We start from the raw sequence: 15,499 nt of genomic DNA, 5'->3' as shown, positions 1-15,499 counted from the left end.
AAGCGTTTAAATAATATAGTGTTTAAAAATGCAACATAAAAGAGAGGGAGGATGATTTGAATATTCACGGAATCATACCAGCTATTTTGACACCGCTTACAAAAGGGGAACAGTTTCATTCAGAAGTGACAAAACAATTAGTGAATCGTTTGATCGACTCAGGTGTACACGGCATCTTTGCCTTAGGCACAAATGGCGAGTTTCATTTGTTTTCAGAGGAAGAAAAGCTTCAAATTGCTGAAACAGTGGTGAATGCTGTCGGAGGACGAGTGCCGGTATTTATTGGAGCAGGCGAAAATAGTACGGAGGCAACCATCAGTCTGTCAAACAAACTGGCAGATCTAGGGGTAGATGTTCTGTCTATCATTACACCTTACTTTGTTGCACCAACCCAAGAAGAGCTGTATGAGCACTTTCGCCACATATCTGAGAATGTGAATATTCCGATTCTGCTTTATAACATTCCATCGAGAACAGGGGTATCTCTTGCACCAGAGACGGTTGCGCGGCTCAGTATACTTCCAAATGTGTTAGGCATTAAAGATAGCAGTGGCAACATTGAAAATATCAAGGCTTATCTGGATGTAACAAAAGACGAAGATTTTGTCGTCCTTGCAGGTACAGACTCACTTATTTTAGAGACATTGAAACTCGGCGGAGCAGGGGCAGTAGCGGCAACGGCAAATGTGCTTCCTGAAACGGTCGTTGGACTCTATGAATCTTTTCAAAAAGGGGAATTTAACCAAAGTGAGCACCTCCAGCAGCAATTGCAGCCATTAAGAGCGACTTTTTCTTTAGGGACATTACCAGCACCTTTGAAAAAGGCAGCAGAGCTTTCGGGGATACCAGTTGGACCGCCAAAGAGTCCTGTAAAAGAGCTTTCCGGGGAAGCATTAGAAACGGTGGCACAAATGGTAGAGAACTATCGCTTGCAAGTGAACTCAGTAAAGGAGTAGTGAAGAGATGACAATCACGCATTATCACTTTCAGACGGCATCGCACATCGTATCTGGCGCGCATTCTTTAGATCTTCTTGGGGAGAAGTTAGATGGATTAGGGCTGAGCGGACTCACATCCATTTTTATATTAACACAGCCATCCATCGTATCACTTGGTTATGCAGATCACATCAAAAGTGAACTTACGAAAAAAGGAATCACAAGTGAGATCAGTACAGCGATTAAACCGGAACCAACAGAAGAAAATATAGAAGAGGTATTTCAGACATTTTTACAAGGGGAGCATGATGCCATTATTGGGATTGGTGGAGGGAGTGTACTTGATGCTGCAAAGATTTTAGCTGTGCTTAAGACGAACGATGAGCCGATATCTGCTCTCGTTGGCACCAATCTTGTCAAAAGAAGAGGGGTTCCAACGATTCTGATTCCGACAACCTCTGGTACGGGTTCTGAGGTGACACCTAACGCAATTGTGACCTTTCCAGAGAAGGAACTGAAAATTGGAATGGTCAGCCCGCACCTTCTACCAGACCTTGTAATCTTAGATCCAGCTCTAACTCTCAACTTGCCAAAGGCTATTACCGCAGCTACAGGGATGGACGCGTTTACACATGCGCTTGAATCGTATATTTCAAATAAAGCAAATCCATTCAGTGATATGTTTGCGCTTGAATCAATGCGGCTGATTTCAGGAAGTATTCAGGAGGCATATCATCACGGAGAGAATATGAAGGCAAGAGAAGATATGCTTGTTGGTGCAATGTATGGGGGAATGGCACTGACAAGTGCAGGGACTGCGGCTGTTCATGCCATGGCTTATCCATTAGGGGGGAAATACAAGATTTCTCACGGTGTTGCTAATTCTATGCTACTTCCTCATGTGACGGCTTTTAACGCAGATCACATCATTGATCGGCTGGAACAGGTAGCAGGAGTGATCGGGATTGCGAAGACAGATGCTAAGCGACCGCTTGCAGAGCAAGTAGTGCGTCAGATTGAAGCGTGGACAGCGGATCTACACATTCCTCAACAACTCAAAGCTTTTGGTGTGTCCAAAGAGGATGTGCCTGCACTTGCTCAAGCAGCTTCAGAGGTAAGGAGGTTAATGGACAACAATCCAAAGCCAATGTCTATATCCGATATCGAACAGGTATACATGAAACTGCTTGGCGCATAACACTTCATATGTCACTGGGATGATGGGGATCAGAAGTTGCAGCACACGGCTTGCACACAAAGGGGGATCTTAAGTGAATGTCTTAAGCAGTTCTGTTATCACATTTATTTTAATCGTCATTATTATCTATATTCTGTTTACGACTTGGCTGACGATGCGTTTCCGCAGTAAGTCTAATTCAGAATTTAACAATGCCGCTAAATCACTTCCAGCCATTGTTGTCGGTATTTTGCTCATGAGTGAATTCATTGGAACGAAATCTACTGTTGGAACAGCAGAATCCGCCTTTACGCATGGGCTTTCTGCTTCATGGTCTATTGTAACCGTCGCCATTGCTTTTTTTATTTTTTCCTTTTTCTTAGTCGGTAAGTTTTATCGAACAGGCCAATATACCATTTCTGGTATTATTGATCAGAAGTTTGGGAAATCAACGAAACTTGTTGTGTCAGTCATTATGATTGCCGCTTTGCTGCTTGTGAATCTAGGAAACTATTTGAGTGGATCAGCTGCCATTGCATCCATTCTGGGGCTGCCTTTAATAACCTGTGCAATCATTACGGCGGTTGTGAGTACATTTTATTTTACATTCGGGGGAATGAAAGGGGTAGCATGGGTCACGATCCTTCATTCGACCGTAAAGTATGCGGGGATATTAATTACACTAGGGGTAGCCCTTTATTTAACGAAAGGCTTTGAACCAATGAAACAAACCCTGCCTGATCATTTCTTTACATGGGACGGGACAATTGGCTGGGGGACAATTGGAGCTTGGTTTATTGGAAACATGGGAGCCATTTTTGCCACGCAGTTTATCATTCAAGCGATCACTTCGTCGAAAAGTGAGCGTGAGGCGAAGAAATCAACGCTTTATGCGGCGTTGCTTTGTTTACCGCTTGCTATTGCGATCGGTGTAATTGGTGTCGCATCACGTTATTTGTATCCAGACATAGATCCTATTTATGCATTCCCTGTCTTTTTACAGCACATGAATCCGATTTTAAGTGCGATTGTGGCAACTTCGCTTGTAGCATCTATTTTTGTCGGTGTATCAACGGTTGCGCTTGCTACCACAACGTTAATCATTGATGATTTTTATGTACCGAAAATGAAACCAACACCCGAGCAGCGAATGAAAATGACAAGGTATGTGGCTGTATTCGTTGGAATTGTGCCTCTAGTAGGAGTAGCCCTTGCACCAGAACTGCTGTCTCTTTCCTTTTTTACAAGAGCGCTTCGAACATCAATCGCTGTTGTAGCGGCAATGGGTTTTTACTTGCCTTACTTTAATTCAAATAGAGGGGCAACTATTGGTCTAGCTGCTTCAGGGATTGCCACGACGGTTTGGTATTTGCTCGATAATCCATTCGGAATCGATAATATGTATATCGCCATTATCATTCCTTTCCTTGTGCTGGTGATCGACCGATTTTTCAGCCCGCCTGCTAAAAAGGATCAACCATTGAAAGGAGAATTATCATGACAAAAGAAGAGTCCATAATTAAAATAGATGGAATATTGCGACTAAATAAACAAGATACAGAGAGAAAAGAAGCCTTTCTGCCAACAGAGTGCGTACAAAATCATGCAGCTAATATCGTGGAGATGGATAATGGAGATGTATTATGTGTGTGGTTTGGCGGGACACAGGAGGGGATACCTGATATCTCAATCTATATGTCAAGGCTCAAGCGTGGGAGTAACAAGTGGACAAAGGCAGTGAAGTTGTCCAGCGACCCGACCCGTTCAGAACAAAATCCAGTTTTGTTTCAAGAAAAAGATGGCAGACTATGGCTTCTTTACACAGCGCAGCTATCCGGGAATCAAGATACAGCGATTGTGAGATACCGATTGTCAGAGGATAGAGGAGAGACATGGGGAGAGATTGATACTCTGTTTGATCAGCCAGGGACGTTTATTCGTCAGCCGATCGTTGTACTAGATAATCAAGATTGGCTGCTACCCGTCTTCTATTGTAAGACGATTCCAGGCGTGAAATGGACAGGGAACCGTGATGTCAGTGCTGTGAAGATTTCAGGTGATCAAGGAAAAACGTGGGAGGAAGTCATTGTACCAAACAGCACGGGCTATGTTCATATGAATATTGGAAAGTGTGCAGATGGTTCTCTTCTTGCCCTATTTAGAAGCAGGTTTGCTGATTCAATTTATATCAGCCGTTCCGTCGATCATGGACGGACATGGTCTGATCCTAAGGCAACAGAGCTGCCAAATAATAACTCATCCATTCAATTTACAGTACTCAATAATGGTCATCTTGCTCTCGTCTATAACCATATCAATGCGGATGAGCAAACAGAAAGAAGAGCTTCTTTATATGATGAAATCGAGGATGAAGGCGATACGCGTACAGCCGTTGATACAGAAGCACGTCCAGCTTTTTGGGGAACTCCGCGAGCACCAATGACATTGGCGGTATCGGTGGATAATGGCGAAACATGGCCTATCAGACGTAACCTTGAAGTGGGTGATGGATATGCCATGACAAACAATTCAAAGGATAAACTAAATCGCGAATATTCCTATCCATCCATCACAGAAGGAAAAGATGGGAAGCTGCATATTGCATTTACGTATTATCGGCAGGCGATTAAATATGTGTGTGTGTCAGAAGGATGGGCAATCCGCTCACATTAACCACAAGAGGGCACTGTTTCCTTGAATTGTAACCCTCATTTGCTTCATTTATAATTAATGTTTGGAGGGTTGTCCCCATTTTCTAACGGCTGGACTCCCTCAATGTATGTCTCACGATGAAGAGATAAAAAATGGGGGTCCTTTTCATGAATATCAAAGTGTTAGGTGTGGCGCCGTATAAAGGATTGGGCGATGTATTAATCGATCTTGCCAAAGAAGAAAAAAATATCACATTCCAACTTGAAGTAGGAGATCTTAGGTCTGGTGTTGCTCTTGCAGAACAAGCAGAGGCTGAGGGAATGGATATCATTATGAGCCGAGGCGGAACAGCTGCGCTCATTCAACAGCATGTTAATATCCCAGTAGTTGATATCCCTGTGTCAGGATACGACTTGCTCCGTGCGTTAACGCTGATAAAAGATTATCACGGGCAAAAAGCGGTCGTGGGTTTTGAAAATATTACACAAGGTGTACGCACCATAGGTGATCTATATGGGATTAAAATCGATATTTACACCATACAGCAAGAGGAAGAGGTATGGGATCTTTTAAAACAATTACAAGAACAAGGCACAAAAGTTGTGCTTGGAGATGTGATTACAGATAAAGCGGCCAAGGAGCTGGGAATGCAAAGTATGCTCATTACATCAGGTCGTGAATCGGTCAAAGAAGCATTTCATCAAGCGAAACAAATGTATCGTTTATATAAAGAGGCAACAGCAGAGCAGCGTCTTTTTCGTGAAATGATTGATCAAGCTCCAAAAGGCATGCTAATCATCAATCCACAAAATCAGCTTTATTTTATGAATCAACAAATGAAACATTGGATGGAAAAAGGATTATTTGCACCGTTTTTTCCTCATGATGATGTGATTGCATGGTGCCCAGCACTTGAACCTGCCATCAAGGCGATTCGAGAAGGAAAACAAAATGGCTTTTCTCAAATATCCCATCAGCAGCAAGAATGGCATGTTAAAGGAAACATACTCTCGAAAGGAGAATTGCTTGTCACGATTGAAAAGCCTTCTACTGTGATGAATCGAGAGGATCATCGTATATGGACGCTTGCATCACCTGTTCACTCAGAGCATCCATTTTCCTTTTTTACAGAGCAAAACCCGAAAATGCAAGGGGTAATCAAAAGGGCAAAAGCGTTCAGTCAGACATCCCGATCGATTTGTCTCTATGGTGAACAAGGAAGTGGCAAATCAAGCCTTGCTTTCGCAATTCATCAAATGAGCGAGAGAAAAAATGAGAGCTTTACGACAGTTCATTGCAGACATATAACAGAGCCGGATGACGTGCGTTCAATTCCTCTTTACCAAAAAGGGACGATGTTTCTGAAGGATATTGAGTGCGTTCCAATGGAGTTACAGCTACTCATTGCAGGGCAGATACATCATCATCAGAATATTCGCTGGATAGCTGGAACGACAGTGGACTTATTCAAATTGATGCAATCTGGAACGTTTAGTGAGGAATTATATACGTGCTTGCAGGAGCTCACGATTCATGTCCCTCCGTTGTCTGAACGCCCAGAAGATATTGAAGATATAAGCAGGTTATTTATTGCAGAGCTGAATTCTCTATACGGGACGCAGGTTGTTGGGTTGTCAGTAGATGTGATTGAAGCCTTTCAACACAAGAAATTTAGAGAAAACGTCAGGCAGTTCAAACGGATCATTGAGGAACTAGTGCTGACGACAAAAAGTGGATATATCACTTTGAATGAGGCAAAGGCAGTGATGAATCAACTCGCTTTTGAAAATGAAGAAAAGCAGCTGTCTAGCTACTTGAATGGAACGCTCGATGAAATTGAAAGACGAATAATCAAGACAGTGCTGGAAGAAGAGAATATGAATCAATCAAAAGCGGCAAAGCGGTTAAATATTAACCGTACAACGCTATGGAGAAAGCTAAAGGAATAATACGCAATGAGGCCGAGGTGTCTATATGACAAACGATCTATTAAAAAAAGGAGCGAATTTAGAGCAAAAGGTGATCATTATGGCGGATGATTTAACTGGTGCTAACGATACGGGCGTTCAATTTGTGAAAGCGGGTTTAACAGCTTCTGTGCTTTTTCAGTCGTCATTTGGCGACATTGACCAGTATAAGGAGGATGTGCTGATTGTGGATACCGATTCGCGAAGTATGTCTTCAGAGAACGCCTACAATGAAGTCAGCCAAATGGTGCAGCCATTTCTCCAAGATGAATCGCACCTTTTCTTTAAAAAAATAGATTCTACGTTAAGAGGAAATATAGGAATTGAGCTGCAAGCACTAATGGACATTGGTCAATTTGATGCGGCAGTTATCGCACCTGCCTACCCCGATGCAAAAAGAACAACAGCCTATGGCATTCATTATGTGGATGGCGTACCTGTTCATTTATCAGAAGCAGCAAACGATCCGAAAACACCAGTTTTGACGTCCAGCATTTCAGGTTTAATTGCCGAGCAGACGAACGTCACGCCCAAAAATCTTACTCAACAAACAATCAGTGCAGAGCTGAAAGAAACGAGTGACGAGGTGTCTTCCTTATTAAAGCATGGTCACCAATGGTTTGTGTGTGATGCAGAAACGAGCGGTGATCTCGCGCAAATTGTTGAGTTGTTTATGAAGATGGAGAAAAGATTACTATGGGTTGGCTCGGCTGGACTGGCTGGTGCATTAGCGGCTTCTGTCGAAAAAAAGAGAGAGGCTTCTCAACTTAAAAAACATAGGCCTGTCCTTATCGTATCAGGGAGTGCCTCTCAAAAAACAAACAAGCAGTTTGCTTATGTAAGGGAAACACATCATTGTCTTGAAGTGAAGGTGAACCCGCTAAACATATTAAACGGTCGTGAAGCATGGGAGCGAAAATCAGTGCTCGATCAACTGCGCACGCATCAGAACGAAGACATTCTTCTTTACACAGATGCCAGGCCGGAAATAGTTGAAAAGATGCTTGCTTATGGGGAAACTAAGGGGCTGTCAAGGCAAGAAGTTGGTAGTGCTTTGTCCGTCTGTCTTGGAAGGATTACGAAAGACATTGTTCAATTATCAGGAATCACACGTCTTTTTCTAACTGGCGGAGATACAGCGAGGGCAATTTGTCAGGAACTGGGCGCAGCAGGTATTCGGCTGCTGAAAGAAATTGAACCTGGCATCCCGCTCGGACAGCTCGTCGATACCAATTTATATGCGGTCACAAAAGCAGGGGCTTACGGTCAAAAAGATTCAGTACTCCATGCGATAGAAGTACTGAAAAACATAGAGGGGGAAGTCGAATGTCAAAACCAATCATTGCTGTAACGATGGGAGATGCGGCTGGTGTTGGTCCTGAAATTATCTTAAAAGCTTTTCAGCAAACCCGTTTACATGAAGAAGCCGTTCTATTTGTGATTGGAGACACGAGTATATTAAATAGGGCGAAAGACTTTGTGAAGGCAAATATAGAGATTGTGAGGATCACAGAACCAGAGGAAGCGGAGCAAGTCAAAGCTGGAGCTGTTCCCTGCCTAGACCTTGAGCTGTTAACAAGTGAGATACCGATTGGGGACATATCAAAAGAAGCAGGGAATGCGGCTTTCCGGTATCTTGAAAAAGCCATTACCCTTGCGAATGACCGCAGAATTAAAGGCATTTGTACAGCGCCGCTAAACAAAGAAGCCCTTCATAAAGCAGGTCATATGTACCCAGGTCATACAGAAATTTTAGCAGACCTGACGGGTACAGAAGATTATGCGATGATGCTGGCAGCTCCTAACTTAAAGGTAGTGCATGTCACCACACATATTGGGTTAATGGATGCTATTTTAAAAATTAATGCCGAGCGTGTATACACAACAATTAAATTGGCTCATGACACACTCGTCCGTTCTGGAATCTCTGCCCCTAGGATTGCTGTATGCGGGATTAATCCGCATGCTGGCGAGAATGGGCTGTTTGGAAACGGAGAGGAAGAGGAGAAGGTCATTCCAGCGGTTGAACGGGCGCAGCGGGAAGGAATTCAAGTGTTTGGACCGCTTCCGGCTGATACCTTGTTCTTTAGGGCGACGAGAGGTGATTTTGATATTGTTGTGGCAATGTATCATGATCAAGGGCATGGACCGATTAAAGTGCTTGGTTTAGAATCAGGTGTCAACATTACAGTCGGGCTCCCGATTATTCGTACAAGTGTCGATCATGGGACAGCATTTGATATCGCAGGAACAGGAAAGGCTGATTCTGCGAGCATGGAGGAAGCCATTAGACAGGCGATCATGCTATCTGGTACGAGAGAAAATTCATTTGAAAAGAAAAAGAGCCTGTAAGTGAAGGCTCTTTTTTTCTAGTTCATATACGTTCCACCATTCATATTGATGGTTTCTCCTGTGATGAAATCAGACTGGTCAGAGGCTAAAAATGTCACGACATGTGCGACCTGTTCTGGTGTTCCAATTTGTTTCAAAGGAATTCTGTCTAAAACAGAACGGCGGTATTCATCGCTCCATTGCTTGCTCATGTCTGTTTCAATTGGACCTGGGCAGACAGCATTGACATGGATATGATGCTCAGCTAATTCTTTCGCAAGATGCATCGTTAAATAGTTGATACCAGCTTTTGAAGCGCCGTATGCAGGCGATGCATTTTGATGAGGGGTTTTGCCAGTTGTAGAACTCATGTTGACAATTTTTCCGCTCTTTTGTTTGATCATCTCAGGGATGACAGCTTGGCACATCAGGAACGTGCCAGTCAAATTAATATCAATTAATCGTTTCCATTCCTCAAGGGAGGTCTCCACTGTAGATTTCCGTAAATTGATACCGGCGTTGTTCACCAACAGATCAATTTGTCCAAAATGTGTTTTCGCTTGTTCTACAAGAGCAGCCGATGTCTCTGGTAAACTAGCATCACCAGCAACATAAATGGCTCGTTTCTCTTCTTTATTTAGTGATGAACAAACATCTTGTAGCAACAGTTCGTTCGTTCCATTGATAACGACGCGCGCCCCTTCTCCAGCAAGTGCCTCTGCAATGGCACGGCCGATCCCTCTGCTAGCACCTGTAATAATTGCTACTTTATTTTGTAAAGTCACATACATCCCACCCATCTGTCATAATTGAAAAGCGCTTACATCTATTATAAATCGGGATGTTTCATCATTCAACACGTTTAGTGGAAATGAAGAAGGTTTGATCAAAAGTGTTTCAAAGTTAAACAAATAAATTCTTTTCACTTCAGGTTATACTAAAAGGACAAAGCAGTAGAAAAGGGGGAAAACCGTTGAAACTTTATACAAAAACAGGCGATCAAGGTCAAACAGGCTTGATCGGCGGCAGAACTGATAAAGATGATGTGAGGGTAGAGGCTTACGGCACGTTAGATGAGGCGAATAGTTTCATTGGACTCGCACATGCAAAATTACGTCAGCATGGTGAATTGTTTCAAGACATTATGTCAGAGCTGATTGTGATACAGCACGAGCTGTTTGACTGCGGCGGTGATTTAGCAGCAGTGAAACTACCGAAAGAAGGTAAATTAACTGAAGCATCTGTAGCAGTCCTTGAGCAAAGAATGGATGTCTATGTAGAAGAAGCCGAGCCGCTCACGAAATTTATTTTACCAGGCGGTCAGGAAGGTGCAGCTCTCTTACATGTGGCGCGCACAGTCGTCAGAAGAGCAGAGCGGCAGATGGTGACGCTTGCGAAGGAGGAGGAGATTCCACCAGTTGCGCTCACGTATGTAAACCGGCTATCTGACTATTTATTTGCAGCCGCCCGAATCGTGAATCATCGGCTCGGTGAAGCAGATGTCGAATATGAACGAAGTGCAAACGTATTTCGGTCTAATTAAAGAAAAGCACTCTTCTCATTGAAAAGTGTTTCAGCGTGTAAACAAACCTTCGCACTCGTTGTCAGGACTGTGCGCCGGTGCTCGTCCTTCCCAGACTTCAAAGGTTTTCTATCACGCTGAAAAGAAGACAAAGGGCTAAAATCAAGATCATTTTAGCGCATTGTCAACAATCTGAGCACTCTTCTCATTGAAGAGTGCTTTTTTATTGGATTCTACCGCTCAGTCTGAGCGAAGTTACGACTCTGGTCGCAATGAAAGATCAATCTGCGACACGTTTTGCCAGCTTTCTTTTTTGACTATAGTAAAGGCAAGGAGCAAGAAAGGAGGCATGAAGATGAAAATAACAAGTAAAACCATCATCGGTTCGATTTTAATGTTTGTCGGTCTATCCATCTTCTTCGGTGGTTCGCTAGGAGGGCTGATCCCGATTCTGATTGGGGCGTGGCTCATCTATGTAGGTGTAAAGAAATACGAGAAAGGCAGTAAAACTTTCGGCATCATTCTTGCCGTCATTGGTGTCATGATCGTTGTGCAAGGTCTGCCATTTATCCTTGGAATCGCCCTAGCTGGGGGGCTTCTCTACTTCGGCTGGAGGATGATCAATGGTGAAGTGGCAAAAGGATCATCAAGCAGATCATATATGGAACCAAACACGTCACCGAAAATGGAAGAACCTATGCACACGTCATTTGATCAAGAATGGGAAGACTTTTTAAAGAAAAAATAAGAGGAGGAAATTCAAATGGTATTTAGAAGAATGAGAGATATGTTTGTTGCAACGGTCAATGAGGGCTTAGATAAAATGGAGAATCCGCGTGTCATGCTAAATCAGTACGTTCGTGATATGGAGGACGATATTGCCAAAGCGAAACATGCGATCATCAAACAGCAGACGATACAACAAGGTTTCCTGCGCAAAGCAGAAGAGACGGAAGCATTTGCTGAAAAAAGAAAGAAGCAGGCTGAGCTGGCATTTCACGCAGGAGAAGAAGAGTTAGCACGAAAAGCGCTCACAGAAATGAAGTATTTTGAAGAAAAGCATCAGGAATATCAGGAAGCTTATCAGCAATCTGTGAAACAACTAAAAGAACTAAAAGAGCAAATGCAGCAGTTAGAAACGAAGCTGCGTGATATTAAAGACAAGAAGCAGGCGCTCATAGCAAGAGCAAATGCCGCACAGGCAAAGCAGCATATGAACGAATCTATGAATAAAGTAGATAGTGAAAGTGCATATAAAGAATTTCTTCGAATGGAGAACCGTATCGAAGAAATGGAGACAAAAGCAGGCAGCTATGCACAATTTGCAGATCAAGGAGCATATGCTCACTTAAACTATGCCGATGAGGTGGAAAAAGAATGGCAGAAGCTCAAGCTAGAGAAGAAGCCTGAGCAGCAGCAAGCAAACTAAGAAATCAATGACAAATCGGAAGAAAAGCAGGATTTTTCTTCCGATATTTGATTTCTTTCTGTTTCGCTTTTCCTTATAATGAAAAGGTCAGAAGATAAAGGGATGGTATGAATGAAGCGATTAATTGGTCTAATTTGTATACTCGTAGGTGTCTTTTTAATGATTGGGATGCTTTTCAAAAACGAAAATCTCTTTCATTTGAGTTTCTCCCGTGAAAAACCAGTCACAACGGCTTCAGCAAAAAAAGATGAAATTGATCAATTAGATATTTCTCTTTCTGGATTTCGCGTGAAGGTACAGCCTGAAAATCGTTCCGATATTTCCGTGATGGTCGTAGGTGGAAAAGGGAAAATGTATGCGGAACAAACAGGTAGTACATTTAACGTCCGTGCTGAAAATAAAGGATTCTTGTTTTTCACTTCATTTGAAAAAGGAGAACTCTTAGTTAAAATCCCAACAGATTATCATAAAAATGTGAAGATTACGGGTGGAAGCGGGGTCAGTGAGATCGACGGCGAAGGGAAGCTTTCTCTTGAAGATGTGATCCTCAAATCAACAAGCGGAAACCTTAATGCTGAGAATTTCTCAGCAAACAATGTAGAAATCAAAGCGACATCTGGCAGACTCTCTGCGTCTCACATTGATGCGAAAAATAGCGATATTGGAGCAACCTCAGGCCGTGTCGATATTAAAGATGTCAAAGGCGAAATGCAGCTAGAAATGACGAGTGGTAGATTGACGGCAAGCTTTGATACCATTGAATCACCTGTCTCCTTTCATATGACATCAGGCAGCGCAAAATTTAACCTGCCAGATGAAGGAGATTTTAATGTCCAAGTGAAAAAAACAAGTGGAAGTGTCGACCACACCTATCACTTTGATCAAGCAGATAGTGAAGGACGGGGCTTTACAGGTACGCGGGGAAAAGGGACACATTTAGTCGATATTGAAATGACAAGTGGAAACTTAAAGCTGCGGTAATGAACGAAACAAAGGAAGGAGGCGAGTCAACTGCGTTTTTCAAGGAATCAAATTTTAGGCATCATTGTCGTGATTTTTGGTATTAATCTATTTCTCAAAATTATTGGGATCGGAGCCGATTTGTTTTGGCCTGTGTTTTTTGCGCTTGCGGGCTATTGGCTGCACTCGAGATCCAAACGTTGGCTCGGTTCAGTTTCCTATATTTTTGCCGGCTTTCTCTTTTTAAAATTCCTGCTCAATATTACATTTAGCCTCACAGGATATTTATTTGCCGCCTTTTTGATCTATGCCGGCTATCGCTTATTGAAAAACAAACCCGTTTTTGATATCGATAAAAAGGAAGCACCGGAGAACGATAAACCTTCTCTGAAAGTCAATCTTGAAAAAGAGGGCGAGCAAAAGAAAACAAAGAGCCAGACAAAGCCGCACAAGGAGCATGATTTCTTTATCGGTGAAGTCAGACTGATGAAAAAGCCGTTTCAATTAAGTGATTTGACGATTTCTGGTTTTATTGGGGATGTCAAAATCGATTTATCAAAAGCCATTATCGCAGAAGAAGAGAGCACGATCGTGATAAGCGGGCTCATCGGAGATGTGGATATTTTCGTTCCGCAGGATATTGAAGTATGTGTGAGCGCTTCGGCTGCCATTGGTGATATGAAAATTATTGATGAAAAAAGAAGCGGATTCGGCAGTAAAGTGTATGTGATGACCGACAATTATGATGAGAGCAAACGTAAAGTGAAAATCTCCATCTCTTTACTGATCGGAGATGTGGATGTGAGATACTTATGAGGAAACTCCATCTAGGTATCCAGTGGCAATCTATTCGTCTTGGAGTAGGGATCTCGCTTGGTGTTGTCATCATGACGATGCTGCCCATGTTTTTTTATTACCAGCTTGATCCGATGATTCTCCTCTCTACCCGCTGGTTCGGCATCCCGTTTTTTTGTATTTTACTGATCATTAGTCTTGCCATTGGGTTTTCTGCCTCACATGTATTTGGTTATCAGCATAAAAAGCGTCTTGATCAGCTTGTAGAGTCGATTTTAAAGTTTGAAAATGGGAACTTTGCATACAGACTGCCGTCTCTTGGCGACGATGAAATTGGCTTAGCAGCAGACCAATTAAATGAAATGGCAAAACGAGTGGAAGGTCAAGTAGCCTCTTTGCAAAAGCTCTCGAATGAACGGGCTGAATGGCAGGTGCAAATGAAAAAATCGGTCGTCTCAGAAGAACGTCAGCGTCTAGCACGAGAACTGCATGATGCGGTCAGCCAGCAGTTGTTTGCGATTTCAATGATGACCTCTGCAATTCTTGAGGGTATGAAGGAAAAGGATGAAAAGATTTTAAAGCAGATGCGTCTAGTCGAACGAATGGCTGGCGATGCACAGAATGAAATGCGAGCGCTTTTGCTACATCTCAGACCGATCACCCTTGAAGGAAAAGACTTGAAAAAAGGCTTGATTGAACTCCTAAATGAATTTCAAGCAAAGCAGCCGATTGATATCGATTGGGAAATAGAAGATGATGTTCCGCTGTCAAAAGGGGTAGAGGATCACCTCTTCCGAATCGTACAGGAAGCCTTGTCAAATGTGTTCAGACATGCAAAGGCGACAAAGGTGACAGTGCGTCTGCTTATTCGAAATCGGCAGGTGCAGCTGAAGATTATCGACAATGGCATCGGCTTTCAAACAGATCATGTGAAGACGGCCTCCTACGGACTGGAATCCATTCGTGAAAGAACAAGTGAAGTAGGCGGTGTCGCAGAGATTATGTCATTTGAAGGAAAAGGAACACAAATTGATGTGAAGGTTCCCATTTTTGATGAAGGAAAAGGAGAGAACGTTCGATGATTCGAGTGCTTTTAATCGACGATCACGAAATGGTGAGAATGGGGCTTGCTGCTTTTTTAGAGGCACAAGCTGATATTGAAGTCATTGGTGAAGCGTCAGATGGACAAAAAGGTGTAGAGCTAGCAGTTGAATTACGGCCAGATGTCATATTAATGGATCTTGTCATGGAAGGCATGGATGGCATCGAAGCAACGAAAAGAATTTGTCAGGAAATTGAAGATGCTCGAATTATCGTTCTGACGAGCTTTATTGATGATGATAAAGTTTATCCAGTGATTGAGGCAGGTGCTTTAAGTTATTTATTAAAAACATCCAAGGCAGGAGAAATTGCAGATGCCATTCGGTCTGCAAGTATCGGCGAACCAAGACTAGAATCAAAAGTAGCTGGAAAGGTGATGAATAAACTTCGTCATTCCTCAAATGGATCAATCCTTCATGATGCATTAACAGCAAGGGAAATGGAAATCTTGAAGCTGATTGCCGATGGGAAATCGAATAAGGTCATCGCTGAGGAACTATTCATTACAATTAAAACAGTGAAGACACATATTACGAACATTCTTTCCAAACTCGATGTAGAAGACCGGACGCAAGCGGCTGTGTATGCGCATCGTCATAAGCTGATTCAATAAAATAAAAAAACAGC

The 15,499-nt window shown here is 42.7% G+C and carries 15 protein-coding genes; 14 read left to right on the top strand and 1 reads right to left on the bottom strand.

Translation table 11 applies throughout. The features are described from left to right. The first annotated feature begins 56 nt into the window (after positions 1–56). The 7 genes from dapA to pdxA all read left to right on the top strand — a co-directional run bounded on the left by dapA (position 57) and on the right by pdxA (position 9,086). Complete coding sequence (gene dapA / locus GPS65_RS03690) at positions 57–956, top strand: 4-hydroxy-tetrahydrodipicolinate synthase (RefSeq protein WP_144482105.1); 900 nt, start codon at positions 57–59, stop codon at positions 954–956. Between the two features lie 7 nt (positions 957–963). Then, complete coding sequence (locus GPS65_RS03685; RefSeq protein ID WP_012011227.1) at positions 964–2,136, top strand: iron-containing alcohol dehydrogenase; 1,173 nt, start codon at positions 964–966, stop codon at positions 2,134–2,136. A 73-nt stretch (positions 2,137–2,209) separates the two neighbouring features. Then, a complete protein-coding gene (locus GPS65_RS03680) occupies positions 2,210–3,616 on the top strand; it encodes a sodium:solute symporter family protein (RefSeq protein ID WP_088001285.1) in 1,407 nt (468 codons plus the stop codon). Next, the gene (locus GPS65_RS03675; protein WP_012011225.1) at positions 3,613–4,788 is read left to right on the top strand and encodes a sialidase family protein; all 1,176 of its coding nucleotides are present in this window, start codon (positions 3,613–3,615) and stop codon (positions 4,786–4,788) included. The genes GPS65_RS03680 and GPS65_RS03675 overlap by 4 nt, the downstream gene beginning before the upstream one ends. A gap of 146 nt (positions 4,789–4,934) precedes the next feature. Beyond that, complete coding sequence (locus GPS65_RS03670; RefSeq protein WP_186312747.1) at positions 4,935–6,716, top strand: sigma-54-dependent Fis family transcriptional regulator; 1,782 nt, start codon at positions 4,935–4,937, stop codon at positions 6,714–6,716. A gap of 25 nt (positions 6,717–6,741) precedes the next feature. Continuing rightward, positions 6,742–8,085, top strand: coding sequence for a four-carbon acid sugar kinase family protein (locus GPS65_RS03665; protein ID WP_144457109.1), 1,344 nt, complete (start codon positions 6,742–6,744; stop codon positions 8,083–8,085). Then, positions 8,061–9,086: a 4-hydroxythreonine-4-phosphate dehydrogenase PdxA gene (pdxA, locus tag GPS65_RS03660; protein ID WP_144457111.1), complete on the top strand. Its 1,026-nt coding sequence runs from the start codon at positions 8,061–8,063 to the stop codon at positions 9,084–9,086. Before GPS65_RS03665 ends, pdxA begins: the two co-directional genes overlap by 25 nt. Before the next feature lie 17 nt (positions 9,087–9,103). Here the strand turns inward: pdxA and GPS65_RS03655 are convergent, their stop codons facing one another. Continuing rightward, the gene (locus GPS65_RS03655; RefSeq protein ID WP_088001308.1) at positions 9,104–9,850 is read right to left on the bottom strand and encodes an SDR family NAD(P)-dependent oxidoreductase; all 747 of its coding nucleotides are present in this window, start codon (positions 9,848–9,850) and stop codon (positions 9,104–9,106) included. 188 nt (positions 9,851–10,038) lie between these two features. Between GPS65_RS03655 and GPS65_RS03650 the strand changes: the two genes are divergently transcribed. The 7 genes from GPS65_RS03650 to liaR all read left to right on the top strand — a co-directional run bounded on the left by GPS65_RS03650 (position 10,039) and on the right by liaR (position 15,485). Next, positions 10,039–10,608: a cob(I)yrinic acid a,c-diamide adenosyltransferase gene (locus GPS65_RS03650; RefSeq protein ID WP_144459554.1), complete on the top strand. Its 570-nt coding sequence runs from the start codon at positions 10,039–10,041 to the stop codon at positions 10,606–10,608. Positions 10,609–10,942: 334 nt separating this feature from the next. Beyond that, the gene (locus tag GPS65_RS03645) at positions 10,943–11,335 is read left to right on the top strand and encodes a hypothetical protein (RefSeq protein ID WP_088001319.1); all 393 of its coding nucleotides are present in this window, start codon (positions 10,943–10,945) and stop codon (positions 11,333–11,335) included. Between the two features lie 15 nt (positions 11,336–11,350). Continuing rightward, positions 11,351–12,016 (top strand): stress responsive protein LiaH, encoded by a 666-nt coding sequence (gene liaH / locus GPS65_RS03640; RefSeq protein ID WP_144459552.1) that lies wholly within the window; start codon positions 11,351–11,353, stop codon positions 12,014–12,016. A gap of 111 nt (positions 12,017–12,127) precedes the next feature. Continuing rightward, positions 12,128–12,997 (top strand): LiaG family protein, encoded by an 870-nt coding sequence (gene liaG, locus GPS65_RS03635; protein ID WP_012011216.1) that lies wholly within the window; start codon positions 12,128–12,130, stop codon positions 12,995–12,997. 30 nt (positions 12,998–13,027) lie between these two features. After that, positions 13,028–13,792 (top strand): cell wall-active antibiotics response protein LiaF, encoded by a 765-nt coding sequence (liaF, locus tag GPS65_RS03630; RefSeq protein ID WP_041815917.1) that lies wholly within the window; start codon positions 13,028–13,030, stop codon positions 13,790–13,792. Beyond that, positions 13,789–14,853, top strand: coding sequence for a two-component system sensor histidine kinase LiaS (liaS, locus tag GPS65_RS03625; RefSeq protein WP_012011214.1), 1,065 nt, complete (start codon positions 13,789–13,791; stop codon positions 14,851–14,853). The genes liaF and liaS overlap by 4 nt, the downstream gene beginning before the upstream one ends. Next, positions 14,850–15,485: a two-component system response regulator LiaR gene (gene liaR / locus GPS65_RS03620; protein ID WP_003213157.1), complete on the top strand. Its 636-nt coding sequence runs from the start codon at positions 14,850–14,852 to the stop codon at positions 15,483–15,485. Before liaS ends, liaR begins: the two co-directional genes overlap by 4 nt. The last annotated feature ends 14 nt before the right edge of the window (positions 15,486–15,499 follow it).

This window comes from Bacillus pumilus (assembly GCF_009937765.1).
Lineage (GTDB): Bacteria > Bacillota > Bacilli > Bacillales > Bacillaceae > Bacillus > Bacillus pumilus_O.
Note: the sequence above shows the minus strand (reverse complement) of the source record. Positions and strands in the feature narration are given on the sequence as shown.